Source organism: Paraburkholderia sp. (assembly GCF_047605525.1).
GTDB lineage: Bacteria > Pseudomonadota > Gammaproteobacteria > Burkholderiales > Burkholderiaceae > Paraburkholderia.
In genome coordinates this window covers 195,293-221,513 of the sequence record NZ_JASGFN010000014.1, presented here as the reverse complement: position 1 = coordinate 221,513, position 26,221 = coordinate 195,293, and the positions used below count along the sequence as shown (strand labels likewise).

26 protein-coding genes are annotated in these 26,221 nt (G+C 64.7%); 15 read left to right on the top strand and 11 right to left on the bottom strand.

Going from position 1 to position 26,221, the window contains the following annotated elements; all coding sequences use genetic code 11:
* Positions 1-10: 10 nt before the first annotated feature.
* The 3 genes from QM685_RS21280 to QM685_RS21270 are packed head-to-tail and all read right to left on the bottom strand — an operon-like array spanning position 11 to position 2,961.
* On the bottom strand, positions 11-844 hold the full coding sequence (locus tag QM685_RS21280) for a sugar phosphate isomerase/epimerase family protein (RefSeq protein ID WP_415118994.1): 834 nt from the start codon (positions 842-844) through the stop codon (positions 11-13).
* A complete protein-coding gene (locus QM685_RS21275; protein WP_415118993.1) occupies positions 841-1,581 on the bottom strand; it encodes an SDR family NAD(P)-dependent oxidoreductase in 741 nt (246 codons plus the stop codon). Before QM685_RS21275 ends, QM685_RS21280 begins: the two co-directional genes overlap by 4 nt.
* A gap of 21 nt (positions 1,582-1,602) precedes the next feature.
* A complete protein-coding gene (locus QM685_RS21270) occupies positions 1,603-2,961 on the bottom strand; it encodes an MFS transporter (RefSeq protein ID WP_415118991.1) in 1,359 nt (452 codons plus the stop codon).
* Positions 2,962-3,130: 169 nt separating this feature from the next.
* On the opposite strand from QM685_RS21270, the gene QM685_RS21265 reads away from it, so the two are divergent.
* Entirely contained in the window at positions 3,131-4,048 is a 918-nt protein-coding gene (locus tag QM685_RS21265; RefSeq protein ID WP_415118989.1) for a LysR family transcriptional regulator, read from the top strand.
* 26 nt (positions 4,049-4,074) lie between these two features.
* Here the strand turns inward: QM685_RS21265 and QM685_RS21260 are convergent, their stop codons facing one another.
* Together QM685_RS21260 and ribA are read right to left on the bottom strand one after the other, a co-directional pair.
* Entirely contained in the window at positions 4,075-4,947 is an 873-nt protein-coding gene (locus QM685_RS21260) for a VOC family protein (protein WP_415118987.1), read from the bottom strand.
* A gap of 23 nt (positions 4,948-4,970) precedes the next feature.
* Positions 4,971-5,621, bottom strand: a complete 651-nt coding sequence (ribA, locus tag QM685_RS21255; RefSeq protein WP_415119040.1) for a GTP cyclohydrolase II — start codon at positions 5,619-5,621, stop codon at positions 4,971-4,973.
* A 254-nt stretch (positions 5,622-5,875) separates the two neighbouring features.
* On the opposite strand from ribA, the gene QM685_RS21250 reads away from it, so the two are divergent.
* Positions 5,876-6,319 (top strand): CBS domain-containing protein, encoded by a 444-nt coding sequence (locus QM685_RS21250; RefSeq protein ID WP_415118985.1) that lies wholly within the window; start codon positions 5,876-5,878, stop codon positions 6,317-6,319.
* Positions 6,320-6,605: 286 nt separating this feature from the next.
* Here the strand turns inward: QM685_RS21250 and QM685_RS21245 are convergent, their stop codons facing one another.
* Both QM685_RS21245 and QM685_RS21240 read right to left on the bottom strand, forming a co-directional pair.
* Positions 6,606-6,947, bottom strand: a complete 342-nt coding sequence (locus QM685_RS21245) for a DUF4148 domain-containing protein (protein ID WP_415118983.1) — start codon at positions 6,945-6,947, stop codon at positions 6,606-6,608.
* 283 nt (positions 6,948-7,230) lie between these two features.
* Entirely contained in the window at positions 7,231-7,860 is a 630-nt protein-coding gene (locus QM685_RS21240; protein ID WP_415118981.1) for a DNA-3-methyladenine glycosylase, read from the bottom strand.
* Between the two features lie 410 nt (positions 7,861-8,270).
* On the opposite strand from QM685_RS21240, the gene QM685_RS21235 reads away from it, so the two are divergent.
* Both QM685_RS21235 and QM685_RS21230 read left to right on the top strand, forming a co-directional pair.
* The gene (locus tag QM685_RS21235; RefSeq protein WP_415118979.1) at positions 8,271-8,630 is read left to right on the top strand and encodes a BON domain-containing protein; all 360 of its coding nucleotides are present in this window, start codon (positions 8,271-8,273) and stop codon (positions 8,628-8,630) included.
* Positions 8,631-8,991: 361 nt separating this feature from the next.
* Positions 8,992-10,074, top strand: a complete 1,083-nt coding sequence (locus QM685_RS21230) for a calcium:proton antiporter (protein WP_415118977.1) — start codon at positions 8,992-8,994, stop codon at positions 10,072-10,074.
* 45 nt (positions 10,075-10,119) lie between these two features.
* Here the strand turns inward: QM685_RS21230 and QM685_RS21225 are convergent, their stop codons facing one another.
* Positions 10,120-11,013 (bottom strand): LysR substrate-binding domain-containing protein, encoded by an 894-nt coding sequence (locus QM685_RS21225; protein WP_415118975.1) that lies wholly within the window; start codon positions 11,011-11,013, stop codon positions 10,120-10,122.
* A 492-nt stretch (positions 11,014-11,505) separates the two neighbouring features.
* Here QM685_RS21225 and QM685_RS21220 point away from each other — a divergent pair, with 492 nt between their 5' ends.
* The 8 genes from QM685_RS21220 (at position 11,506) to QM685_RS21185 (ending at position 18,703) form a co-directional block, all read left to right on the top strand.
* On the top strand, positions 11,506-12,600 hold the full coding sequence (locus tag QM685_RS21220) for an ABC transporter substrate-binding protein (RefSeq protein ID WP_415118973.1): 1,095 nt from the start codon (positions 11,506-11,508) through the stop codon (positions 12,598-12,600).
* Between the two features lie 5 nt (positions 12,601-12,605).
* Entirely contained in the window at positions 12,606-13,565 is a 960-nt protein-coding gene (locus tag QM685_RS21215; RefSeq protein WP_415118971.1) for an ABC transporter permease, read from the top strand.
* Positions 13,562-14,455, top strand: coding sequence for an ABC transporter permease (locus QM685_RS21210; RefSeq protein ID WP_415118969.1), 894 nt, complete (start codon positions 13,562-13,564; stop codon positions 14,453-14,455). Before QM685_RS21215 ends, QM685_RS21210 begins: the two co-directional genes overlap by 4 nt.
* Positions 14,456-14,478: 23 nt before the next feature.
* Positions 14,479-15,567, top strand: coding sequence for an ABC transporter ATP-binding protein (locus tag QM685_RS21205; RefSeq protein ID WP_415118967.1), 1,089 nt, complete (start codon positions 14,479-14,481; stop codon positions 15,565-15,567).
* A 62-nt stretch (positions 15,568-15,629) separates the two neighbouring features.
* Complete coding sequence (locus QM685_RS21200; RefSeq protein ID WP_415118965.1) at positions 15,630-16,466, top strand: transporter substrate-binding domain-containing protein; 837 nt, start codon at positions 15,630-15,632, stop codon at positions 16,464-16,466.
* A gap of 89 nt (positions 16,467-16,555) precedes the next feature.
* Positions 16,556-17,308 (top strand): amino acid ABC transporter permease, encoded by a 753-nt coding sequence (locus QM685_RS21195; protein ID WP_415118963.1) that lies wholly within the window; start codon positions 16,556-16,558, stop codon positions 17,306-17,308.
* 2 nt (positions 17,309-17,310) lie between these two features.
* Complete coding sequence (locus tag QM685_RS21190) at positions 17,311-17,967, top strand: amino acid ABC transporter permease (RefSeq protein ID WP_415118961.1); 657 nt, start codon at positions 17,311-17,313, stop codon at positions 17,965-17,967.
* A 310-nt stretch (positions 17,968-18,277) separates the two neighbouring features.
* On the top strand, positions 18,278-18,703 hold the full coding sequence (locus QM685_RS21185) for a hypothetical protein (protein WP_415118959.1): 426 nt from the start codon (positions 18,278-18,280) through the stop codon (positions 18,701-18,703).
* 417 nt (positions 18,704-19,120) lie between these two features.
* On the opposite strand, the gene QM685_RS21180 is transcribed toward QM685_RS21185, so the two are convergent.
* The gene (locus tag QM685_RS21180) at positions 19,121-20,020 is read right to left on the bottom strand and encodes a peptidoglycan DD-metalloendopeptidase family protein (RefSeq protein ID WP_415118957.1); all 900 of its coding nucleotides are present in this window, start codon (positions 20,018-20,020) and stop codon (positions 19,121-19,123) included.
* Positions 20,021-20,518: 498 nt separating this feature from the next.
* Positions 20,519-21,697 (bottom strand): porin, encoded by a 1,179-nt coding sequence (locus QM685_RS21175; protein ID WP_415118955.1) that lies wholly within the window; start codon positions 21,695-21,697, stop codon positions 20,519-20,521.
* Positions 21,698-22,223: 526 nt separating this feature from the next.
* Between QM685_RS21175 and QM685_RS21170 the strand changes: the two genes are divergently transcribed.
* Both QM685_RS21170 and QM685_RS21165 read left to right on the top strand, forming a co-directional pair.
* Positions 22,224-23,333 carry an OpgC domain-containing protein gene (locus QM685_RS21170; RefSeq protein WP_415118953.1) on the top strand — a complete coding sequence of 370 codons (1,110 nt, stop codon included), beginning with the start codon at positions 22,224-22,226 and terminating at the stop codon, positions 23,331-23,333.
* Between the two features lie 67 nt (positions 23,334-23,400).
* Positions 23,401-24,273: an alpha/beta hydrolase gene (locus QM685_RS21165; RefSeq protein WP_415118951.1), complete on the top strand. Its 873-nt coding sequence runs from the start codon at positions 23,401-23,403 to the stop codon at positions 24,271-24,273.
* A 41-nt stretch (positions 24,274-24,314) separates the two neighbouring features.
* Here QM685_RS21165 and QM685_RS21160 read toward each other — a convergent pair whose 3' ends face one another.
* Entirely contained in the window at positions 24,315-25,409 is a 1,095-nt protein-coding gene (locus tag QM685_RS21160) for an AI-2E family transporter (RefSeq protein ID WP_415118949.1), read from the bottom strand.
* Between the two features lie 339 nt (positions 25,410-25,748).
* Here QM685_RS21160 and QM685_RS21155 point away from each other — a divergent pair, with 339 nt between their 5' ends.
* Positions 25,749-26,036 (top strand): DUF3331 domain-containing protein, encoded by a 288-nt coding sequence (locus QM685_RS21155; RefSeq protein WP_233835320.1) that lies wholly within the window; start codon positions 25,749-25,751, stop codon positions 26,034-26,036.
* The last annotated feature ends 185 nt before the right edge of the window (positions 26,037-26,221 follow it).

The window sequence follows — 26,221 nt, the reverse complement described above, 5'->3', positions numbered from 1 at the left end:
GTGCTCCCTGTCAGACCTTTGCGGCGGCGCTCGCGCGATCCACGACGCGCCGCGCGCCGCGATACGCCAGATCGATACGCGACTCGGCAGGCAGCGACGGCATGGGCATCTCGACGCTCAGCGCGACATCGGACGGCAACGCCCGGAGCAGCGCGTCGAGCGGCAACGCGCCGTCGCCCGGCGCGAGCCGCGCGGTGCGCGCCTCGCGTATTGCTTCCTCGTCGTTGGCCGGCTGCGCACCAGGCGCGTCGCAAAGCTGGGCGAAACCGATCGACTCCGGCGGCACGGCGGCAACATCATCCGGCGTACTACCCGCGCGAGACAGATGCAACGCGTCGATCACCAGCGCGAGATTAGGCTGCGCGGCGCATTCAATCGCCGCGCGCGCCTGCGCGAGCGTGCCCACATGCCGCCAGCGCATGAATTCCAGACCGATTCGCAAACCGAATGGTTTTGCAAGAACGGCGAGCGCGGCGAGATTCGCGGCAAGTCTTGGCTGGTCGGAGTCATCGCCCGACACGCTCACGCAGGAAGCCCCGAGCGATGCCGCCGTTTCGAACAACGGCACGAAAGATCGAGGATCGAGATCCGGCACGATCGGGACGAATTCAACATCGAGGACTGAGACGCCTTCCCCGTCGAGCGTATCGCGCAGCGCTCTACAGGCTTCGCTTCCCGCGGTGACCGGATAGGCGACCCCGCCCGGCGTGGCCGGATGCAGGCGCAGCCCCACGCCATTGAAGCCCGCCTTGGCCGCGAGACGCACCCACTGCTCGGGCGCGTATTCCAGCACCGTCAAATGCGCGACGGCAAGCGGGCGTGCAATATGTTCGGCGGGGTTCAATACGTGGCCCTCCCGCCCGTGAGGTCGAAGGTAAAGCCGGTGGTAAAGCTGCATGCGGGACTGACTACCCAGCTCACCATCCGGCCGACCTCCTCGATCTGCAGGAAGCGGCCCATCGGGATCTTCGCCTTGCTCGCGACAATGTGTTCATCCGACATTTCGCGAAACAGTTCCGTCTCGACCATCGCGGGCGCGATGCAGTTGATCAGCACATTGTCGTGAGCGAGCTCCTTGGCCGCCGATTTCGTGAAAGCGATCACGCCCGCCTTTGCCGCCGAGTATGCGGAAATGAACTGCACGCCCTCTTTCCCGGCAATCGAGGCGACGTTGAGAATGCGCCCGCCGCCCCGCTTGCGCATGTGGGGGACCGCTACGCGGCACGTGTAGAACACGCTGTTCAGATCGACGGCCAGCACCTGTTGCCAGGTCTCGACGGGATACTCCCAGCTCGGCGCCACCGGTCCGTTGATGCCCGCGTTGTTCACGAGAATATCGACCTGGCCCAGCGCGGCGACCGTCGCCTCGAATGCGCGCTCCACCGCCTCATACGAGGAAACATCCACGGACGCCAGATGATCCGGCGTGAAGCCGAGACGCTTTGCATCGCAGCCGCCGGTATCGAGATCCCAGACGGCGACGCGCGCACCGTCCGCTTTGAGCTGGCGCGCGATGCCGAGCCCGATGCCGCGTGCGGCGCCCGTGACGATCGCGACCTGCCCGTCGAGAGTGTGACTCATGGCAAACATTTCCTTTGAAGTTCAGGTACAGGAGGAATCGGTATTCGCGAGGACGATGCGTTTGATGTCGCCGACCACGAACAGGTATGAGAGCGCGCCGATCAGCGTGACCGCCGAAATGAAGGCGAGCGCGTACACGAACGAGCCCGTCGCGTTGACGATCAGCCCGATCACGAGAGGCGTGACGATGCCGGCCGCGTTCGCGAACAGGTTGAAGATGCCGCCGCTCAGCCCGAGCAGGCCCTTCGGCGCGATATCGGAAACGATCATCCAGGCAAGCGCGGACATCCCTTGCGCGAAGTACGCGACGCAGAGAATCGCGATCACCGCCGCGGTCGAATCGACATAGTTCGCCAGCGCAATGGTCGCCGCGAGCAACAGTCCGGAAATGACCGGCAGCTTGCGCGCCCAGTTCAGCGAGACGCCGCGGCGCAGCATGGCGTCGGAGATCCAGCCGCCCGAGAGCGTGCCCACCGAGGCCGCAATGAACGGCAGCACGGCCACGATGCCGACCTTCAGCCACGGCATATGGCGCTCGGTGACGAGATAGGTCGGGAACCACGTGAGGAAGAACACGTTGGTCGAGTTGCAGGCGAACTGGCCGATGCAGATACCGAACATGCTGCGGCGGCGCAGCAGCGCGCCGACATCGGACCAGCGAAAGCGCGTGGCTTGCTGGCTGCCGTCGACAACGCCGCCGCCGCTCGCGATATGGTCGAGCTCGGCACGGTTCGCGCGCTTCGACTGATGCGGCTCGTGAAAGCGCAGCAGCCAGACCGCGCCGAAGGCAACGCCGACCGCGCCGACCATGCCGAAGAGCGCGCGCCATCCATAGCGTTGTTCGAGCCAGAAGAGCAGCGGGCTGAGAAACGCGAGGCCCACGTATTCGGCGAACGTGTAGACACCGGTGGCGCGGGCCCGCTCGCTTTGCGGAAACCAGACCGCCACGACCCGGCTGTTGGTCGGGAAACATGGTGCTTCGGCCGCGCCGATCAAAAGACGCATGACGAGCAGCGAAACGAATCCGGTCGCGAGCCCTTGCAGCCCGGTGAAAAACGACCACAAGGTCAACGCAAAGAAATAGGTCCAGCGGGTGCCGACACGGTCGAGTAGAAGGCCGCCCGGGATCTGCGAAGCGGTATAGGTCCACGAAAACGCGGAGAAAATCACGCCCATGAGCGCCGGCGTGAGGCCGAGGTCATGGCTCATCCCTGGCGCCGCAATGCCCGCGACGCTCCGGTCGAGATAGTTGATCGTCGTGCCGACCGCCAGCAGCGCGAGGATGCCGAATCGGGTGCGGGTGCGGGCGGCGGCGGCCGTGGTCTCGCGGGACTGAGCGGCCTGGGTGGCAGGCGCTCGAGGCGTCTGGATCGGGTTCATCGCGTCTCCATCGTTGGTCTTCGGGCGCGCCGCCGGGTTCTGGAGCCCTCTTCAGACTGGCGCGTTCCTCGATGGAGATACTAGGGAGTTGCTGGCTGGCTGTCGTATGCCGAGTTTCAGCTATCCTATAACTTTTGGTTAATCGCCCGGTGCGGGCACCGAGGGGGACATGCGTTTCAAGCTCCGGCAGATGGAAGTGTTTCGCGCGGTGATGCTCACCGGTTCGATCAACGCGGCCGCGAAAATGCTCTACGTTTCGCAGCCTGCCATCAGCAAGCTCGTCTCCCATACCGAAACCACGCTGGGACTGCGCCTGTTCGAGCGCACCAAAGGCCGCCTGATTCCCACCGCGGAAGCCCAGGCGCTCTTTCGCGAAGTCGAACAGGTCTACCAGTCGGCGCTGCGCGTCGACGAATTCGCGCGGGCGCTCGCACTCGGCCCGGCGAGCCTGTTGCGCGTTGCATGCAGCCCTTCGCTCGCCACGACGATCGTGGCGCCCGCCATCGTGGAGCTCAAGCGCAAGCTGCCGGGGCTGCGGGTCGACTGGCACACGACGCTCATGGCGGAAATGCCACTGGAGGTATTGAGTAAAACCGTGGACGTCGCCGTGACTTCGATGCCGATCGAGCACGAGCATCTCGAAGTCGTACCGTTCATGCGCGGACGCATGGTTTGCGTGCTGCCGCCGAATCACCCGCTCTCGGCGCAAGAACGCATTGCGCTTGCCGACCTCCAGGCGGAACCGATGATTCTGTTTCGCCGCGACATTCCGTTCGGTACGGTGATCGTGCGGGCCTGCCAGCAAGCGGATGTCGATCTCACGTCGGTGGTCGACGTGACGCGCGCCGACCAGGCACTGGCGCTCGTGCGAGGCGGGCTGGGACTCGCCATCGTCGACGAGTTCGCGGCGCAAGAGGGAGATTGCCTCGTGCGCCCGCTTGTCGAGAACCTCGAAATGATCTCGACTTTCGTCTATTCGAAGTTTTCGCCACCGCCGAGAAGCGCCATGCTGCTAATGAAGGCCATCTATCAGCGCGCCGGGCAACTGGGAAGTCAGATAGGCAGTTTCCCAGGCGCCGCTGCCTGATCCAGACCTCGCCCGCTCGCGCAGCGTCAAAACGTGCCGCTGCGCGAATCGGCGCCCGGTTGATAGTGACGCTGGGTCTGTTGCGGATTCCGGTTGATCAGGGGGCGCGCGTAAAGCGGATGATGCAAACTCCGCACTTCGTGTTCGAGTTCGAAGCAACGCGCGCCGGACGCCGGATTCAGGATGTTGGCAAACCGGTACTGGTGAGGCTCTTCGCCATATGCGACGCCGTGCCCGACCAGACGCGCGTAAGGCTCGGAAAAGCGGGCGGTGTAAATCGCGATGTGATGCCCGTCGTATTCCGGGATCGTCTCCGGGGTTTCCGCATACAGCAGTTGCTGATGCGTTCCGACGTCGATCACCGCGCACTGCTCCCCGTCCTCGTCCTTCACTTCAACGGGCGTGCTGAAAACATCCCGATAGAAGTCGGCGATCTGTGCGGCACTACCGAGCGGAACATCGAGCTTGACGAAGGCCATTCCCAGATCGATCGTCGACCACGGAACCGAGGCCGGCCGGCGCCGGGGATCGAGGCAGTGATAGCGATTCCCCCACGGACAGGTCACCTCGACGTAGTCGGCGCGTTCGGCCCATCCGAACTGTGTGTTGCCGAGCAGCGGCGCAACAGCCTGCAATCGCGTGACGAGCGCATCCAGTTCGCCGACGACGAGACCGACGCTGCCTCGCAGACGCTGTGCCGTTCCGGTCGGCAAATGAATCTGCGATCGGCCGATATTGATCCACATATTGCCGACACCGGTCATCATGAACGGGTCCCGCGTGAGCCCGAGTCCGCTGACGTAAAAGGTGGTGGCGAGGAGCTGGTCGGGAACCCGAAGATTGACGTGCTCGAGCAGGATCAGGTTGCCTGTATCGTCGTCTGCGTAGATGTGTTCCATTTCGTCTGCGTCGTGATCCAGAACTACTCGTTCTCGTCGAAGTAATGCCCAAACTTCGACTGCTTCGTGCGGATATAGCGCTCGTTTTCCTCGCGCATCGGAATCGCCAGCGCGACGCGCTCGCACACCGGAATGCCGTGCTTCGACAGCGTATGAAACTTCTCCGGGTTGTTGCTCATCAGCCGCACCGACGTGACCTTCAGCGTGCGCAGAATGCCCGCGGCCGAATCGTATTCGCGTGAATCATCGGGCAGGCCGAGATCGAGATTGGCCTCGACGGTATCGCGCCCCTGCTCCTGCAGCGCATACGCGCGAATCTTGTTCGACAGGCCGATGCCGCGCCCTTCGTGCCCGCGCAGATACAGCAGCACGCCGCAGCCTTCGGCCGCGATATAGCGCAGCGCGAGATCGAGTTGCTCGCCGCAGTCGCAACGATACGAACCGAGCACGTCGCCCGTCAGGCACTCCGAATGCAGGCGCGTCAGCACGGACGACCTGTCGGCGACATCGCCCATCACGAGCGCGAGATGCTCCGCGCCGCTGTCGACCACGCGAAACACGTAGGAAGTGAACGTGCCGTAGCGCGTGGGAAGCGTGGCGGTGGCATCGAGAACGACGCATTCGCCGGTGACGGCGCCGTCCGCTGCCGGCGATGAATCCTGAGACGTGAGCATGGCGTTAAACAAGGGGGCTGACATGAACCCGGTCAGGCCGGGGATAAGGTGTGGAGTGCGAGTTTACCGCTAATCCGCATGACGCACGCGGATGCCCCTTCGCGGCCGTACCGATCCGGCACGCATCGTGTGAACCGCCACACGTATTCCCGGTGTACCTCGGGGGCACGTCACGCCTATACTGGAATCGCCTGTCCTGTCCCTCACGACGGCGCGCCATCTCGGCGTGCTGCATTGCGAAACGGAGCCGCTCCATGACAAGCGTTGCACAGCTTCTTAAAACAAAACCGAACCCCTCCGGCGTCTACACGGTCGGCGCCGACGATTCTGTCTACGAGGCGATCCGGCTGATGGCCGAAAAGGGCATCGGCGCGCTGGTGGTGACGGACGGCGACAGCATCGCCGGGATCGTCACCGAGCGCGACTATGCGCGCAAGGTGGTGCTGATGGATCGTTCGTCGAAAGCGACCCCGGTGCGCGACATCATGAGCAAGGCGGTGCGCTTCGTTCGCCCCGACCAGACGACCGAAGACTGCATGGCGCTGATGACCGAGCGGCGCATGCGTCACCTGCCGGTCATCGAGAACGACCGGCTCGTGGGTATGGTATCGATAGGGGATCTGGTGAAGAACATCATCGCGGAACAGCAGTTCACCATCCAGCAACTCGAGTTCTATATCCACGGCGAACGGCCCTAGCGCGGACACATACATGCCCTTCGCCGAGCCGCTGAGCATGGATCTCTAACGCATCGAGCGCGCCCGGCACATGCAAGAAGTCGATGCAAAAAAGCCCAAACCTCGAAGAGCTTGGGCCAAGCCACCTTGCGGCAGCGGAGGTTCCCTCAAACAGGAATGCAACGCGCGCGAACGACACGCTGGTAGTGCGTTCGCGCGGCGCGCCCGATTGAAACAAACACCAGGTGATTTGAAGCCGTGCGTGCAAGGTTGCAGCATGCACGGCTACGCAGCCCGCAGTTCGCGATCAATTACCGAAATACACGCCGTGCGCGCCGCTCATCGGCTGCATCATGCCGCCGGACTGGGAAGAACCGCTCGTCGGCGCGCCGTAACCGCTCGTATCGGCGGCCGGCTGCGTCTGCGCGACGGTCGGATTCTGCGCCTGGACCTGCTGTTCGGCTGCCTGGATGTTGCCCGGGTAATTCGTGTCGTTCGACGTCGCCGGGTTATAGCCCGCATGTTCCAACTGGATCAGTTCGCCGCGGACCTGCGCGCGGGTGACGGGCTGCTGGCTCGACTGCGCGAACGATACGACCGGTGCGGCGAGAGCTGCTGCAATAGCCACTGCCTTGAAGAGCGATTTCATGATGACTTACCTCCAAGCTGGTTTTGTCTGCTGCATCGCCTGTCACACTGTTGTGGAAGCGATTAATTTCAGTCTAGTCACCGGCTTTTCGAGGGAAAACCCTTAATTACGAGATAAATAATTGTTCACGTCGCAATAATGAAGGGGATTTTCATCAATCCATCTGTCATGCATAAAGCATACGGTAACAATTGTCGGGATCGTAACCTTTGCGTCTGGGGTTTCCGAAATACGTCTGACCTCAGAAACGATCGGAATCCACGCTCGCGAACCGACCGCGATTTCATGCTCCCGAATGCGGGATCAGCAACAGCTTGCGCGGTCCGCTGACGAACGCGCTGCCCGGCTCGAAAAAGCGCAGCGGCCGATGCATCTCCCGCGACAACCCGATGCGCGTCGTCACGCCGACCGGCGCCTGCCCCGTCTCGATCGCGCCGATCCACAGTCCGCGCCCTGTGCACAGATCGCGGCCGTCGAACGCCTGGCCGATGCCGAACGCCACCGTCAGCCGGCCTGGTCCACGCGCGAGATCGCGCAGCGGCACGCCGGGGCGGCGCGCTTCCATCAGCGGCAGTCCCTCGAGCGGCTCGATCGCGCGCAGCAGGATGCCGGCGCCGACCTCCTCCGCCTCGGCCGACATGTTGAGCATGTACGACACGCCATAAGTCAGCCGCACATACGCATGGCCGCGCGCGAGAAACATCGAGCCGTTGTACGGGCGGCGGCCGATAAACGCATGGCTCGTCGAATCGCCGACCGGATACGCCTCGGTTTCGACGATGCGGCCGCTGATGCGGCCTTCGGGCAGATCGTGAACCAGGTATTTGCCGACCATGAAGCGCGCCAGTTCGATCGTGTCGACCGGCAGATCGTCGCGGCGCAGTGGCCGGATGGGAAGAAGCTCGTTTCGCATGCGTCGTCCGGTTTTCCTGAACTTGTCGTTGAACGTCTCGCGCGGGTCTGAAGCATGTGGCAAAAGCCGGCGCAAGGAAACCGCCGCCCTGAATACACATCGACGGGCAATCTCACGCCTCGCTCCGCCCCAATCAGCCTGTTCGTTGTACCGAAGCCTCACTTTCACGCCCCCTCGAAGTCAACATGGCACTAATTGTTGTATCGTGTGTCACCGGCGTGCAGCACCTTCCCCGCGACCTCTTCGGCTTGCCGGCCCGCGCGCCGCGCGGCCGGCTCGACCTCGATACCACGCGTATTTGCAGAACTGCTGTACCCATGCCATTCAGATCGGATCCCGCTGTACCCGCTGGTGTAACCATCGTCCCCATCCGGGGAACCGATGTACCGATGACAACAGGAGAAAGTCGAATGAAAGTATTCCCGGTAATCAGGATGATCGGTGGCGCGCTAGTCGTTCTCGCCTCCCTCAACGCGTACGCGCAAAACAACGATGCGGCCGCATCGGCCGCGCCGGCGGCATCCGCGCCGACCGCCAAGCAGGTCCGCGCGGCCAACCGTGCGCTGTCCCGCAAGGTCCGCAGCGCGCTCGCGAAGACGAAGGGCCTGAACGTGTCGAACATCACCGTGCGCGCCCGCGACGGCGCGATAACGCTGGCGGGCTCGGTGCCGGAGCAGCCGATGATCGAGCTCGCGACCACGACCGCACAAAACGTGGCCGGCGTGAAGTCGGTGCGCAATGCGCTGACGATCCGCGCAATCGGCCAGTAAGCCGGGCTCCGACGTTGCTGTAGGGAAACACCTTGGCGCCGATGTCCGGCCGGATGGCATCGGCGCCAGTTCATCGCTTCACACCGGCTTTGCCACAACACGACGGCGTAACCGCGCGCGTAACCGCTTCTTCCGTTGCACAATGATTCGCCGCCGGACCGCATATCGAGCCGGGGCTTCGCGGCGCCTGTCGCACGCGTGCTCGCAGTGGCACGGCGGTGCTCCGTTCCGTCGTTATTATTCTTTATAATTTAATAACTTACCGTGCATACTTAAAGTATAAATTTAAGTCTGTACCGGCATCGCAAGTGAGCTGGCGCAGCCTCGCCCCGTCGTCTACCCGTATTGAAAGGAAGCCCGAATGACTTCGCCCACGACCGCTTTGCCCCGTTGGACCCTCGTCGTGCCATTCGTCGGCTGGATCGTGCTCGGCGCCGCCTATGCGGTGCCGGGCAACGCGTTGCTGCTTTCGCTGGTCGGCGTGGCGCTGTGCGCCGCGGTCTTTGCCGCCGTGCACCATGCGGAAGTGGTCGCGCATCGCATCGGCGAGCCGTTCGGCACGCTGGTGCTGGCGGTCGCCGTCACGGTGATCGAGGTGGCGCTGATCGTCTCGGTGATGCTGACGTCCGGCCCCGAAAAAGCCGGCCTCGCGCGCGACACCGTGTTCGCCGCGGTGATGATCGTCTGCAACGGGATCGTCGGGCTGTGTCTGCTGGTGGGCGGCATCCGCCATCTCGAACAGGACTTCCAGAGCCGCGGCGCGGCGGCGGCGCTGGCGGTGCTCGCATCGCTGTCGGTGCTGACGCTCGTGATGCCGAACTTCACGACCACGAACGCCGGCCCGATCCTGTCGAGTTCGCAACTGGCGTTCGCGGGGATTTCGTCGCTGGTGCTGTACTGCGTGTTCGTGTTCGTGCAGACCGTGCGCCATCGCGATTACTTTCTCGCCGACGTGCCCGACGAAGACGTCCACGCCGAGCCGCCCAGCGGCCGTGACGCGCTGATCAGCGGCGCGCTGCTGCTGGTGAGCCTCGTCGCCGTGGTGCTGCTCGCGAAGGTGCTGTCGCCGGTGGTCGAGAACGCCGTGCTGAACGCGGGCGCGCCGCCGGCGGTGGTCGGTATCGTGATTGCGGCGCTGGTGTTGTTGCCGGAAGGGCTCGCCGCGTTGCGCGCGGCGCGCGGCGATCGGCTGCAGACCAGTCTGAACCTCGCGCTCGGCTCGGCGCTCGCCAGTATCGGCCTGACCATTCCGACCGTCGCCGGCGTGTTTCTGTACATCGGCCAGCCCATCGTGCTCGGCATCAACGGCAAGGAAATGGTGCTGCTCGCGCTCACGCTCGTGGTCGGCACGCTGACGCTCAGCACCGGACGCACGACGATCCTGCAAGGCGCGGTGCATCTGTCGCTGTTCGCGGCGTATCTGTTTCTGTCGTTTGCGCCGTGATGGCGGGCGGCACGGCACGGCCGCCTCGCTTCCCCGCCGCCTCGTTCACTCCTCCCAATGCTCGACGATCCAGTCGCGGAACAGATTCAGCTTCTGCTGCTGCGCGACTGAATCCGGATAGACGAAGTAATAGCGCCAGCCGGTCTTCAGCACCGTATCGAACGGCCGCACGAGACGCCGCGCCGCGACGTCCTCGTCGATCAGCGCGAGATCGCTGATCGCGACGCCGAAGCCCTGCGCCGCGGCATTGGTCGCCATGTCGAGCGTATCGAAGCTCGGGCCGAGCCCGGCGTCGATCGCGGCGGCGCCCTCCGCGTCCGTCTCCGCCACTTTGGCCAGCCACGTCTTCCAGTCGCGATGATCGCGTGTCGGATGCAGCAGCGTATGGCGCGCGAGGTCGGCCACCTGATCGAGCGGCTTGTCCTTCAGCAGTTCCGGCGTGCAGACCGGCGTGAGACGCTCCTCGAACAGCGATACCGCCTGCACGTCCGCGCCCGGCGACGATCCGTAGATGATCGCCGCATCGAAAGGCTCGCTCTGGAAGTCGACGTCGTGCTGCCACGTCGTCGTGATCTGCACGTGCAGATCCGGATATTCGGACTGGAAGCGCATGATTTTCGGCAGCATCCAGCGCATCACGCAGGTCGGCACCTTCAACGCGAGATCGGTGCGCTGCCTCGTCAGGCGCAGCGACATTTCCTCGATGCGCGCGAAGCTTTCCTTCACGGCCGGCAGCAGCATTTCGCCTTCGGCGGTCAGCGTCAGGCCCTTCGCGTGACGCTTGAAGAGCGGAAACTTGTAATACTCCTCGAGCGCGATGATCTGCCGGCTGACCGCGCCCTGCGTCAGGCACAAATGGTCGGCGGCGCGCGTGAAACTGCGATGGCGCGCGACGGTTTCGAAAATCTGCAGCGCGTTGAGCGGCGGAAGGCGTCGCATCGGCATACTCACGATCAGAAAAAATCATTGCGCGGCCATGAACGGCGCCCATCGCCGCCCTGCCCGTCAAGCCGACAGGATACGCGATCGGCCGCCTCTACACGAGCCGCCGCGCGGGCACAACCGCATGCATTCGGCTCATGGCGTACGCGAAAACGCGCGGTCCGGCCGACGCTGCACCGGCGTGGTGCAGAAAAATGCGCGACAACCGCACCAGAACCGAGCTTTCCTCATACCTCGATGCAAGCCGCGCGAAGCGGCGAAATATGGACGTTAACCCGGATGCGCCATTGCCTTATGCGTTCCGCCGCCTGTCTCGAGCGCGTCCCGGCCCATCCCGCGGCACCGAGCCATGAGCGTACGTCATGCCTTCCATGCGCATATTTCGATTGGCGCGGGATTTTGGCAAACCTACAGTGCATCCACGCGCGGTATATCCGGCAGCGGTCACGGCAATTCATCGGCAATAGGCGTTCAACACAGGAGACCGCCATGCAGCAGATCAAACGGGGTAGAAGGCAGGCCATCAAGACGATCGGTACGGCGCTCGCGGCATCCGCGCTGCCGATGCCGTTTCTCAATCTGCGCGCGCAGGAGCACAACTTCAGCGGCAAGACGCTGCGCATCCTGACGTGGTCGGACGATACCGGCACGGCCGCGCTGCGCAACATCGCCGCGACCTTCACCGCGAAGACCGGCGCGAAGGTGATCGCCGATCGCGCCGACGGCACCTCCGGCATGGTCGCCAAGGTCAAGGCGAGCGGCGAGCGGCCGACCTACGACGTGATCACGCTCGCCGGCGTCGGCGCGTCGGGTCTCGCGGACGCCGGCCTGCTGATGAAGCCCGATCTCGACCGCCTGCCGAACCTGAAGGACGTCGCGCCGCAATATCGGACCGGCGCGAACGGCTTCGGCATCGGCTATCTGCTGTGGTCGGACGGGCTGATCTACAACACCGCGACGGTCAAGACCGCGCCTGCCTCGTACGAAGCACTGTGGGACCCGAAATACACCGGCCGCGTGTTCCTGCCGCCGCCCGAATGGGCCGAAGCGGTCGACCTCGCGATCATCGCCGCGAAGATGAACGGCGGCTCGCAGCAGAACATCGAGCCGGGCTTCAAAAAGCTCGCGCAACTGAAGGACCACGTGATGACGCTCGGCGAGAACCCGAACCAGATTGCCGACCTGTTCCGCACCGGCTCGCTCGATATCGGCGGCATCTACTCGCCGGCGTTTTTCCCGGACCAGATCCGCAAGCCCGAGTACAAGATGGGCGTGACCTACGGGATGAAGGAAGGCTTCGCGACGCAACTGATGTTCACGGTGATCCCGAAAGCGCATCCGGGCGACGCCGATCTGATCCATGCGTTCATCAATCATTCGCTCGACGCGGGCGTGCAAGGCCGGATGGCCGCCGACGTGCTGAACGGTCCGGTCAATTCGAAAGCGGTGATTCCGGCCGAAAGCCGCGCGTTCGTGCCGAGCCCGCAACAGATCGCCGAGAAGGCCGTGCTGCACGACGACAAGGCGCTCGCCGCCGTGCAGCCGGCGTGGATCAAGCGCTACACCGAAATCTTCTCGGCGTAACCGCAATGCTCGCGCGCTTCTCGCGGCGTGCCGCGATGATGCCGGACGAAGCGGCACCGGGCCCGGCGCCCGGCGCCGTGGTTGCCGCTGCCGCGGCCGAACCCGCCGCGACCGCGCTCGCGAAGGCGCGGCCGTGGCTGCTGCTCGCGCCGATCCTGCTGTTTCTCGCGGTGCTCGGCGCGGCGGCGCTGGTCGTGCTGCGCATGAGCTTCGGCAGCTCCGGCAACGAATGGCGCAGCTTCACGCTGCAGAACTACGCGGACCTGGTCGACGGCTACTTCATCAGGTCGTTGTGGCTGACGCTGCGGCTCGCGTTCCAGAGCATGATCTTCGCGGTGCTGCTGGCGATTCCGGTCGCGCTCGCCATGGCGCGCACGAAGTCGCGGCTCGCGCGGCGGCTGCTGCTCGCGGGCGTGCTGCTGCCGCTGCTCGTCAATCTGCTGCTGCAAGGCTATGGCTGGCTCGTGATTCTCGGCCCGGCCGGCCTGCTCAATCACGCGCTGCTCGCGAGCGGACTCGTCGAGCGTCCGGTGCTGTGGCTGTATCGCGAGCATGGCGTGCTGCTCGGGCTGATTCAGACCGCGTTTCCGCTCGCGGTGCTGCCGCTTTCCAGCGCGATGCGCGCGGTGTCGATCTCCTATGAAGAAGCCGCCGCGACGCTCGGCGCGACGCGCTGGCAAACGCTGCGTCACGTGTTGTTGCCGCTCGCGATGCCCGGCCTCGTGTCGGGTGCGCTGCTGGTGTTCGCATACAACGCGAGCGCGTTCGCGGTGCCGCTGCTGCTCGGCGGACGCCGCGTGCCGATGCTCGCGGTGCTGGTCCACGATCAGGTCGCGCCGCTGCTGAACTGGCCGGCGGCGTCCGCCTCCGGCGTCGTGCTGATGATCGCGACGCTGACCGTGATGGCGCTGTCGCAACGGCTCGTGCGCCGCACTCAACGTCTGACCGGGGAGCCTCACGCATGAGCACGCCGCTGCCTGTTTCGCATCTGCCGCAACCGGCGCCGCGCACGCCACGCTGGCCGCGCCTGCCGCATACGATGCCCGGCCAGCTCGGCCGCGCGACCGCGCTGGTCGCCGGCGTCGTGCTGTTTCTCACCGCGCTGCCGATCCTGACGATGATCGCGATGTCGTTCAGCGCGGCCGACACGCTCGAATTTCCGCCGCACGCATACAGCCTGCACTGGTATCGCGCCGCGTGGCACAGCTTCGTGTCGCCCGACTCGACGGACACCCTCTCGATGGGCGCGGCGCTCACGACGAGCCTCGTCGTCGCGTTCTCGACGATGCTGATCGCGACGCTGGTTTCGGTGCCCGCCGCCTATGCGTTGAGCCGCTACCGTTTTCGCGGCAAGCCGGTGGTCGAGCAACTGGTCGCGCTGCCGCTCGTCTATCCGCTCGTGATGCTCGGCCTGTCGCTGCTGCTGGTGTTCAACGTGCTGCCGGTCGAGCTCGGCGTATTTCGGCTCATCATCGCGCACGTGATCCTCGCGCTGCCGTTCACCGTGAAGAACTGCGCGGCCTCGGTCGCGTCGATCGGCCCGGAGTTCGAGGAAGCGGCCTGCGTGATGGGCGCGAGCCCCGGCCGAGCGCTCATCGACGTGGTGCTGCCGCTGATGCGCCCCGGCATTCTCGCCGGCATGCTGTTCGCGTTCATCGTGTCGTTCAACGAGTTCACGGTGACCTTCTTCCTGTACAGCATCGATACGATGACGCTGCCGGTGTGGCTGTACAGCCGCACGGTGTCGTCGCTCGATCCGACCGTGTTCTGTTTCGCCGTCGTCATCGTCGCGATCGACTTCGCGCTGATCTGGCTGCTCGAAAAGCTGATCGGCGACGAAGGGGTCGCGCTTTGAGTTCCCCCGTGCCGGAGCCTTCCATGACCCATCTGACCTTGCAGGCCGTGACGCGCCGTTTCGGCACGGTGCACGCCGTCGACGACGTCGATCTGAGCGTGCCCGACGGCAAGCTCGTGTGCTTTCTCGGGCCGTCCGGCTGCGGCAAGACCACGCTGCTGCGAATGATCGCCGGGCTCGAGACGCCCACCTCGGGCAGCATTCATTTCGCCGGCCGCGACATCACGCGGCTGCCCGCGAATCGCCGCGACTTCGGCATGGTGTTCCAGTCGCTCGCGCTGTTTCCGCACATGACGGTCGCGCAGAACGTCGCGTATCCGCTGAAGCTGCGCAAGGTCGCGAAAGACCGGCAAACGAAGCGCGTCGCCGAGCTGCTGGAACTGATCCAGTTGCCGCATATGGCGAACCGGCCGGTGACGCAACTGTCGGGCGGCCAGCGCCAGCGCGTCGCGATTGCGCGCGCGATCGCGTCGGAGCCGCAACTGCTGCTGCTCGACGAACCGCTGTCCGCGCTCGACGCGAAGCTGCGCGAGGCGATGCAGGTCGAAATCCGCCTGCTGCAGCAACGCCTCGGCATCACGACGATCATGGTCACGCACGACCAGCGCGAAGCGATGACGATGGCCGACGAAATCGTCGTGATGGAGAAAGGCCGTATCGCGCAGGTCGGCAAGCCGCTCGACATCTATCGCGATCCGGTCAGCGAGTTCGTCGCCGACTTCATCGGCCTCGGCAACATCCTGCCGGTCCAGTACGACGGCGCGGGCGGCGTGAGCCTGCCGGGCGGCCGACGCATCGCGGTCGCGCAAAATCCACGCGCGCCGCTCGCCGATAGCCCGCAGGCCGGCGACGCGATCCGTCTGCTGATCCGCCCCGAGGACATCTGCGTGAAGGCGGCCTCGGACACGGCGGGACCCAACCGGCTGCCCGGCATCGTCACGTTCATTCGCGACGTTGGCGCGTCGCTCGAAGCGACGATCGATTGCAGCGGCTTCACGCTGACCGCCGCGACCACGCCGCGCGAAACGCCGGGACTCGCGCTCGGCATGCCGGTGCTCGCGGAACTGCCACCGCACGCGTGCAAGCTGATCGCCGCGCGCGCCGCGCACTGAGCCGAACACGTCACGCACCCACCTCAATTCAATAACGACGCTTTTCGACAGAGGAACAGATCATGAACCAGCGCTCCGCTCTCCAATCGCCCCGCCGCGCGAAGCCACGCCGCGTGCTCGCCACGCTCGCCGCGACGCTGGCGATGACCGCGCTCGGCGCGCTGTGCGCGCTGCCGTCGACCGCGCGCGCCGACGCGCTCGACGACATCGCGAAATCCGGCACGGTGCGCATCGGCGTGTTCGAGGACTATCCGCCGTTCGGCTCGATCGGCCCGGACATGAAACCGGTCGGCTATGACATCGACGTCGCGAACCTGATCGGCAAGACGCTCAATGCGAAGGTCGAACTCGTGCCGGTGACCGGCGACAACCGCATGGCATTTCTCGCCGACCACAAGGCCGACATGCTGCTGTCGGTCGGCCAGACACCGGAGCGCGAAAAAGTGATCGACTTCTCGCAGCCTTACGCGCCGTACTACCTCGCGGTATTCGGCCCGAAATCGCTGCACGTGAAGAACGCCGGCGATCTCGCCGGCAAGTCGATTTCGGTCGCGCGCGGCACGCTCGAAGACCTGAGCGTCACGAAGATCGCGCCGCCCACCGCGAACATCAAACGTTTCGACGATCCGAACGGCGCTATTTCAGCGTTTCTTTCTGGTCAGGTACAGTTGATGGTAGTCGGCAACGACGTCGGTGCGACGATTCTCGCGCGTCATCCGGCCATCGATCCGGAGCAGAAGTTCTCGCTGTTCAGCTCGCCCGATCACGTCGGGCTGAACAAGAACGAGCCGCGCCTGAAGGCGAAGGTCGACGAAACGATTGCGAAGGCCCGCAAGGACGGCACGCTGAACGCGATTTCGCAGAAGTGGCTGCGCGCGCCGCTGCCGGCCAGTCTCTAACTTTCCCGCGCCGACGGTGGCCGCCCGATTGGGGGCTCTCTCCATCATCGGCGATAACCGGAGTCTGATCCAACGATGAGCGCCAAGCCATGACCTACGCGTTCGATTTCAGCGGCTTCGGCCTCTATGCGGGCATGCTCGCGCGCGGCGCCGCCGTGACCCTCGGGCTCACGGCGGTCTCGACGCTGCTCGGCGGACTCGTCGGCATTGCCGGCGCGAGCATCGCGGCGGCCGGGCCGAAGTGGGCGCGCTGGCTGGTCGCGAGCTATGTCGAGCTGATCCGCAATACGCCATTTCTCGTGCAGTTGTTCTTCGTGTTCTTCGGCTTGCCGAGCCTCGGCATCCATATCGACGAAATACAGGCCGCGATTCTCGCGATGACCGTCAATCTCGGCGCGTACGCAACCGAGATCGTGCGCGCCGGCATCGATTCGATTTCGCGTGGCCAGGTGCAGGCCGCGCAGGCGCTCGGTCTGCACGGACGCCAGGTGTTCCGTCACGTGGTGCTGCCGCAGGCGCTCGCCAACGTGTTTCCCGCGCTGCTCGGCCAGGTGCTGATCGTGATGCTCGGCTCGGCCGTCGTGTCGCAGATCTCGGTGCCCGACCTGACCTATGCGGCGAACTTCATCCAGTCGCGCAACTTCCGTTCGTTCGAGAGTTACGTGATCATCACCGCAACCTATCTGCTGATGTCGATCGTGCTGCGGCAACTGCTGAACCGCTGCGGCCGCAGCCTGTTCGCGGGTCGCGCCGCGCGCGGCAACGACAACGGCAGCGCGCCGCGCAACTGGCGCAGCCGCCTGATGTGGCGCGGCGCGCGCACGCTGCCGACGGAGCGCTGACCATGGTCGAATTCACGCTGTGGGACATCGCCCACAATCTGCTGCTCGCCGCGCGCTGGACGGTGCTGCTGTCGCTGATCGCGTTCGTCGGCGGCGGGATCGTCGGCTTGCTGCTGCTCGCGCTGCGCGTGTCGCCGATCGCCTGGCTGCGCCGCATCGTCGTGCTGTACGTCGAGGTATTTCAGGGCACGCCGCTGCTGATGCAGCTCTTTCTGACGTTCTTCGGCCTGCCGCTGCTCGGTGTCGACGTGTCGCCGTGGACCGCGGCGGCGGTCACGCTGACGCTCTATACGAGCGCGTACCTGGTCGACATCTGGCGCGGCTGCGTCGAGGCGGTGCCGCGCGGCCAGTGGGCGGCGGGCGCGAGTCTGGGCATGACGTTCGACCAGCAGTTGCGCTATATCGTGTGGCCGCAGGCGCTGAAGATCGCGGTCGCGCCGACGGTCGGCTTTCTCGTGCAGGTCGTGAAAAGCACCGCGCTGGCGTCGATCATCGGCTTCACCGAACTGACGAAGACCGGCACGATGATTACCAACGCCGCGTTCCGGCCGTTTCCGATCTACGGCATGGTCGCGATGATCTACTTCGCGATGTGCTTTCCGCTCACGTGGTATGCGCGGGTGCTCGAGAAGCGGCAGAAGGTGGGACAGCATCGATGAAATAAGCGCGCACGCACGACGCGAGCGATAAGAAAACGGCAACCGTGCGCATTGTGCGGTTGCCGTTTTTTTCAACCAGCGCTGAAGGCTTGCCGGCCTGGTTCCGCCTGTCGCGCCAATACGCGTTGCAAGACGGGCTCGGCTCGCCGCACATCCCATAGCGCCTCCCGGCGCCCGAACCGCGACACCAACCGATGCGTTACCATCGACGCATCAACCCGTCGGCATGACGGGCGCGAGCCGATGCGCCGCCACGCATCGTATTGCGACGCACGATTGCGTCGAGTCACTTCAGCCGCAGGAGCCGCCGATGAACGATTCGCAATGCACTCAATTTCTCTCGGATATTCGCAAACCGCTGCTCGCACTGCACAAGGCGATTCTCGATCACGAACGCGCGATCTACGAAAAGGAATTCGGCCCGGTGACGCCGGCGGCGTTCCTGCAGGTGCTGATCAACGGTTCGGGGTTTCGCTGGCTCTCGCCGCTGTCGACGGTGATCGCGAGCGTCGACGAAATTCTCGACGACACGGAAGCCGAAGCCGCCGATCGACGCGCGACGGCCGAGGCCGTCGTCGGGCTGTTCTCACCCGATCAGCCGAACAATATTTTTCTGCCGCGTTATCTGCCGCTGTTGCAGGCCGATCCGGCAATCCTGCATTACCACGGCGAGGTGTCGCGACTGTTGCGCGACGCGCAGGCGCCGCAGCCAGGATCAGGCACGGATCCGCGGTGAACCGGAAGCAAGCCGGGTACGAGCGCGGCGGCGTGTTCGATCAGATCGGTATGACGACGGATGCGCTGCCGGCTCCTGAATCTTCTCACCGTTGAGAAAGCCGCTTCCCGCCGGCGATGCGCCATCGCTTGACGCGAGGTTCATCTGTCGCGATGAATGAATGACGGGTCAATGACCTGGGTCGACTTTCGTCGCCAGCACGAATCCCCCTTGTTTGAAGGCATTTCGTACCCGGTCCGTAAGAGTGCGGGTGCGCGGCGTTGCGGTTTCATCGATCGGACGACTACGCGAATGAGCCGCCGAGCAGATTTCCTGGCCTTGCTGACTAAAACAACGGTGAGCTTTTGCGGGACGTCCTGGGAGAGAACTATTCGTCATGCTCATCCCTTCACAGGTCGAAGCGACGACCGCCCGATCCTAGCCGCGCCCCCGCGGCAGATACGGCAGCGGATCGACCGGCTTGCCGTCGCGACGCACCTCGAAGCCGACCGACACGCGCGAATTGCTTTCGTCGCCCATCTCCGCGATCTGCTGTCCCTTGCGAACCACGTCGCCCATCCTGACCAGCAGTTTGCGGTTATGCGAATACGCGGTCAGAAAGTCCTTGTTGTGCTGCACGATGATCAGACTGCCATAGCCGTTCAGTCCGGTGCCCGCGTACATCACTTTGCCGTCGGCGGCGGCCCGCACCGGGTCGCCCGGCTTGCCGCCGATTTCGATGCCGCGCGTTTCACCCGGCTGGAATGCTTCGACCACGCTGCCCGACGCAGGCCACGCGAGCATCACGCTGTTCGCATGCCGGCGGGTTTCCTGCATGACTTCGCGAACCTCGGCGGCGTCGGGAGCCGGCGCGGCTTGTGTCGAAGGCTGTGCCGGCGTCTGCGTCGAAGCCTGTGCGGACGTGGACGTGACAGCAGCCGCCCGCGCCGTTTCCGGCGACGCGACATGCAGCACCTGCCCCGGCTTGAGCCGCGCCGATGCCTTCAGGCCATTCCACGCCTGCAACTGTTTGACGCTGCAGTGATGACGCTGCGCGACGCGCGCAAGCGTGTCGCCGCGCTTGACGCGATAGACGAGCGGCGGCGACGTTTTCGGCGGTGCGCTCTGGTCGGCGTCGATCGGCGGTTGCGGGGCTGCCGCCGGGGCGTCAGCCGGCGCGCCCGCATTCGCCGCCGGCACGCCGGATGCGGCGACGGCGCTCACTGCCGCGCCGTTCTGCGCGTCCTGCTGCCCGACGTTCGCGCAACCGCCGAGCGCCAGCGCGACCCAGACGCCCGCGAGACCGGCCTGCAACGTTCTGTCGAAACGTTTTCTCATCCTGTTCGACTCCTGCTCCTGTTCGTGGACGGGCTGGATGCCGTAGCGCCGCCTCGTATGGCGCTCATCCCGTGTCTGGCCAGCCTCGTCCGATCCTTCGCGTGCGGGTGTCGATGTTCGTTGCCGGCGCATTAAAACCGGGACAAATTCAGCGAAAACCGGATTGGGGCCAGATTGCCCATCAAAATTCTCGCGGAATTGTAAAGTGCCTTTTAATAAAAACATCACGCGCCATACACACTGATACAAACCTTACCAACGGTATTTCGGCGGTTACGGCAGCGCGGTCTTTCGGCGCGGACAAAGGCAAAAACGCTACGTCCCGGGGTAGCAATTCACAATTGCTGGCAGTTGCCTTATCGGCCAACGCGACTGGAACTTGAATCGCCGTAAGACGCGGCGAACGGCCGTTGCGAAGTGGTGTGCAGACCAGCGGGCAACAGCGGACAGGCACCGCGGGGGTGAGAAAAGCGCATAGCCCAGCCGCGCAAATCCGCGCTAGAACTTATGCCGGATTGCCGCGCGCACCACGACCTGCTTCGACGTCGACGACGGCGACTGCGTGCCGGGGATGAACGCGTAATCGAGAATCGACAGCGTGGAATCGCCGGTGACCTGCTGATATTCGCCCTGCAGATAGACGTCGGTGCGCTTGGACAGGTTGTAGTCCGCCATCAGCCCGAACGTGTGGATGCGCGGCTTCACGCCGCCGTTCGACGCGTCGTACGTTTCCATCGTGTAGACGTACTGCGCGCCGACGAACAGCATCGGCGAAATCTGATATTTGCCGTTCACCTCGAAGTTCTGATACTTCAGCGAATTCAGCAGCACGCCCGGCGGCGTGACGGGCACGAGCGGCACCAGCGGCTCGATGCCGAGATAACCGTTGGCGGTCGGCTGCAGATAGTTCGAATTGCTGTAGACGAAGCCGGCCGTCGCCGGCCCGACCGTATAGGTGATGCCGCCGCCGAACACGCGCATGCGCGTCGCGACGAAGCCCGCGTCGTTCGTCGTGATCGCGCCGTTCGAGCCGTTGCCCGGATTGTCGGCTTGCAGATAGGCCGCGGCGACCAGCAGGCCACTGTACGCGTACTGGCCGCCGAAGCTGTACGCGCGATTGTTCGCGAAGCCGGTGTCGTTGCTGAAGCTGTAGGTGCCGCCGAACTGGAAGCCCGAGATCGACGGGCTCGTGTACTTGACCGTGTTGTCGAGGCGGAACGTGTTGTCGGTGTTGTCGTTGTCGTAGGGATGCGAGAACAGCTCGCCAGCCCAGCTGCCGTTGGCCGTGGTCTGCGCCAGATAATCGACGACGGAATCGTACTGCCGCCCGAACGTCAGCGTGCCATAGGGCTGTGAACTGAGACCGACGAAAGCCTGGCGGCCGAACAGCCGCCCGCCCTGCCCGAGCCGCCCGGAATTGAGATCGAAACCGTTCTCGAGCTGAAAGATCGCCTTGAGTCCGCCGCCCAGTTCCTCGGAGCCTTTCAGGCCCCAGCGGCTGCCTTGCGCCAGGCCGCTCGCGAGTTCATAGACATGGCCGCGGCCGACGTTATTCGTGTAGTTGATCCCTTCGTCGATCACGCCATACAGCGCGACGCTGGTCTGCGCGCGAGCGGGCGCGACCAAAGCGGCAGACGCAGCAACGGAGACAGCCAGCGCGAACACTTGCTTGTTCATGATGATCTCCCTGCACCTCGAGTAATCGGATAACCCGATCCGCCCGCTTTGTTCTCGATGCCCTTTATTTCCGACGTTTCCGGCAGTGCTGAAGACTGCTTCGTTGGCGCTGCGCGTTTCAGAAATCGTCACACGACATAGGCTGGCCGTCCATGAGAGGATGCGCCGATATTCGAGAATGTTGCTAATTCTCCACTGCGTGCGGTCCCCCCTTTTTTGGCGACGCGGCTTCAGGTAAATGGGCCGCCGCCTCGCGGCGCTCGCAGCCGATTGGTCACAAAAAGAAATATAATCGAGCGCCTTTGCTGCGACGCACCGGAACTCCGCGTCGCACCGGGGGTCATCTTTACACTCCGCCGACGCCGCGCATGCAGAACCGGCCGAAGGCGGCGACACGGGTCGCGGACGATGCCAGTACGGTTCGCCCGGCCGCGGCGGCATCCAATTCCATACTAAAAAAGCCTTGTGAGACGCCCGTCGCGCTGGATCAGCGCGCCGTCACACGGGGCTTCTTTTGACTCGAACAATGCAACAATCTTCTTCCCGTCTGATCGAGCTCGATTTTTTCCGCGGACTGGTTCTGTTGATCATCGTTGTCGATCACATCGGCGGCAGCATTCTGTCGCGCGTCACGCTGCATGCGTACGCGTTGTGCGATGCCGCCGAAGTATTCGTGTTCCTCGGCGGCTTCGCGACCGCCACCGCCTATGCGGCCCTCGCCGAGCGGCGCAACGAAACGATCGCGCGCAGCCGCTTCCTGCGGCGCTCGCTCGAAATCTACCGCGCGTTTCTCGTGACCGCCGGGCTCATGCTGCTGGTCAGCGCGCTGCTCACCGCACTCAGCATCGACGGCCCGAATCTCGCCACCACCGATCTCGACGATCTGCTCGACACGCCGCTCGCCGCGCTGCGCGACATCCTGCTGCTGCGCCGCCAGCCTTACCTCGCCTCCGTGCTGCCGATGTACGCGTTCTTCGCGCTGCTGGTGCCGGCGATCCTGCCGCTCGCGCGCGGCAAGCCGTGGCTGCTGCTCGCCGGCAGCATCGCGCTGTGGGCCGGCGCGCCGGCGATCGGCCAATATCTGCCCGCCGCATCCGACATGCAATGGGACTTCAACCCGTTCGCATGGCAACTGATGTTCGTGCTCGGCGTGCTCGCGCGCTGCCAGCCGGTCTATCAGCGGATCAGCGCGCACCGGCTCGGCTGGCTCGTCAGCGTGCTCGCGTTCGCGGTGGTCGCGGGCGCCGCGTACTACAAGCTCTTTCTCATGCATGAGCCGCTGGACGGGAGCCTCAAGCGGAATCTGTCGTATCTGCGCGCGGGCAACTTCGTCGCGATCGCGTGGCTCACCGCGAATCTGATCGAACTCGGCTGGGCGAAGAAAATCGCGCGCCGGCTGCCGTGGATCGGCTTGATCGGGCGTCAGGGGCTGTTGTGCTTTATCGCCGGCGCGGTCATTTCGCTCGTGATCGACTCGCTTCTGTATGCGGCCACCGACGGCTATCTGAACTATCCGCTCGGGCTGCTCGCCGACACGGCGGCGGTCGGCACGCTGTTCGCGGTCGCGCTCGGCGTGGAACCGTTCAGGCGCTTCGTCGGGCGCTTCGTTACCGCGCGGCTTCGGACATCGTCTTGAGTGCGCTGAGCGTGTCCTGTGGCCCGCTTCGGATACACCAAAAGACCAGCCGGCCTTCCCCACTCACATGCGTCGATTTCTCCATTTCGCCCTCGTTCTGCTTGCCGTCACCGTCGGCGCGCCCGCGTTCGCGAGCACCGTCGCGAGCCGCAGTTTCCATTCCGAAGCACTTGGCCGCGACTGGAGCTATATGATCTATCTGCCGGCCGCCTACCGGCCGGATGGCCCGCGCCTGCCGGTGCTGTACCTGCTGCACGGCAATAACGGCGACGCCGGCGACTGGATCACGCGAGGCCATCTGCAAAGCACCGTGGACGCGCTGATCGAACGCAGGGAGATCCCGCCCGTCGTGATCGTGATGCCGCAAGGGGGCACGGACTGGTACGTCGATCGCAAGGAAAAGATGGAAACCGCGTTCTTCGACGATCTGCTGCCCGAGATCGAGGCGCGCTACGCGGTGTCGACGCAACGCGGCGGCCGGATGATCGGCGGCGTATCGATGGGCGGCTTCGGCGCGCTGCGCTATACGCTGACCCAGCCGGCGCTGTTCTGCGGCACGCTGCTGCTGAGCCCGGCGATCTATGTGAACGAGCCGCCGCGCGCGTCGGCGGCACGGCGCGTCGGCGTATTCGGCGAACGGCAGTTCGATCCGCGCGTCTGGCGCGAACTCAACTATCCGGCGCAGTGGGATCACTATATGAGCCGGCCGTATCGCGTGCCGATGTTCATTGCGGCCGGCGACGACGACCTCGATATCCAGGCCGACGCATCGCTGCTATACACGCATCTGCGGCGCGCCGGCAATCCGGCGGCGCTGCGCATTATCGATGGCGGGCATACGTGGGAAGTGTGGAGCGCGCTACTGCCGGCCGCGCTCGAATACACGCTCGACTGCGTGAAGCCGCCGGCGCAGGAGCATCCGTCGAATCACCGGCCCTGATCGGCCACAACGGCGCTGAACGGCCGGCGCTCCGGTCCCGACTACTGCACGAGATCGGTCCACAGCACCATCAACACCGTCATCAGCGCCGGACCGATGAAAATGCCGAGCAAGCCGAACGTCTCCGCGCCGCCGAGTATGCCGAACAGCACGAGCAGGAACGGCAGGCGCGTCGAGTTGCCGATCAGCACCGGCCGCACGAAGTGCTCGGCGACGAACACGACGACCGCGCCGAACACCGCGAGTCCGATTGCCGCGGCGAGCGAACCCTGCGCGAGCAGCCACAGCGCCGCGAGCCCGAACGTGATCGGCGCGCAGAACGGCAGCATCGCGGCAATCGCCGTGACGAAACCGAGCAGCGCCGCATGCGGCACGCCGGTCACGAAATAGGCGACGCCGAGCAGCACGCCCTCGCCGACACCGACCACGACCAGTCCCGAGACCGTGCCGCGCACCGCGATCGCCATGCGCTGGACCAGTTCCGCGCCGCCGTCGCCGAAACCGCTGCGCGCGGCCTTCAGCAACGAGCCGGACAGACGCGGCCCCGCCTGAAAAATCACGAACAGCGTGACCAGCATGAACGCGAACACCATCGCCGCGCGCGCGGCGCGCGCGCCGAAATGGCGGCCCAGCGTCATCACGGTGTCGCTGTGCAGCCCCTTCATCGCGGCCGAGTCGCGCAGCGGCTGCGCGAGATTGGCCTGCCACCACGCGGTGATCTGCTGCACGCCGAATGGCAAACGCTCGATAAAGCCCGGCATCGCAATGCCGTTCTCCTGCACGTTCCTGAACCAGTCGTTGAGCTCGTGTGCCTCGTGCAGCGCCTGCCCGATGCCGAGCCCGACCGGCAGCACCACCAGCAGCGCGATCAGGAGCGTGAACACCGCGGCGAGCAGGGTCGTGCGGCCGGCGAACCAGCGGCTGCTCGCGACCTTGTGCAACAACGGCCACAACGCGATCGCGACGACGCCCGCCCATGCGATCACCACGATGAAATCGCGCACCACCCACAGCGCGAGCAGCACGAGTCCGATATAAAGCGCAATCGACGCGGCTTTCTGTTTTTTCAGGCGCTCCGCGGCGGCGGACGGCGATGCGGGAGAAGCGGGAGGAACGACGGGAGGGCGCGAAATCATATAAACCCTTGTTTCTTCGAGGATGTGCGCGCGAGCCGACCTGAAAATATCAAACCCGCTACACTTGCGGCTCGGCTCGTCACTATCCGCACATCTTAAAGGAAGCGCCGGCGCCCTTTACGGACAGCACTTCTCGTCGCGCTGGCGGCAACACAGCGTTGCAAAAATAGGCATTATTAAAAAATCACATAAAAAGCCTGCATCAGCCGTCATTCCAGCCAATCGCGCCTGTCACACGCGATTATTGCTGATTGCAGAACAGTGTTTCAACGGTGGCACAATGGCTCTCCGTCGCGCGCGGTACTAAATTCGGCTGTCCACAATACGGAGCCGATGATGATGACCCTGGAGTCCATCCCCCTCGACGGTACCAATGGCGTACGCATCGAAATTCTCGAGCGCTCCGACACGACGCTGGTGATCCGCTGGGTCGAGCCCGGCCGCTGTCACTACGGCGAGCAGCGCTGGCGACGCCGCTCGGCGCATACGTCCGGAACCTGCGCGGTATCGCGCCGCAAGATCCGCCGCGGCGACGCCGTGTTCAAGCCGGCGGAACGTCCGGCGCCATCGAACGCCTCCGCGATGATCTGCGCTGAAATCCTCGAACCGCTTCTCGAAGCCGCGTGACGCGCGGGCCACGCCCCCTCCCGTGATCCAGCTTTGACCCCGCCTTGACTCCCCTACTGCCCGCGCGCCCGTAGCGTCCGCATGCCCGGCCCCCCGCGGCATTGCACGCTGCGCTACGGCGCGGCGCCGGCCTCACGCTCCCCGGTTGCCGCCCTTCGCCTCGTGCGCTAAGGTGAACCCGTTGC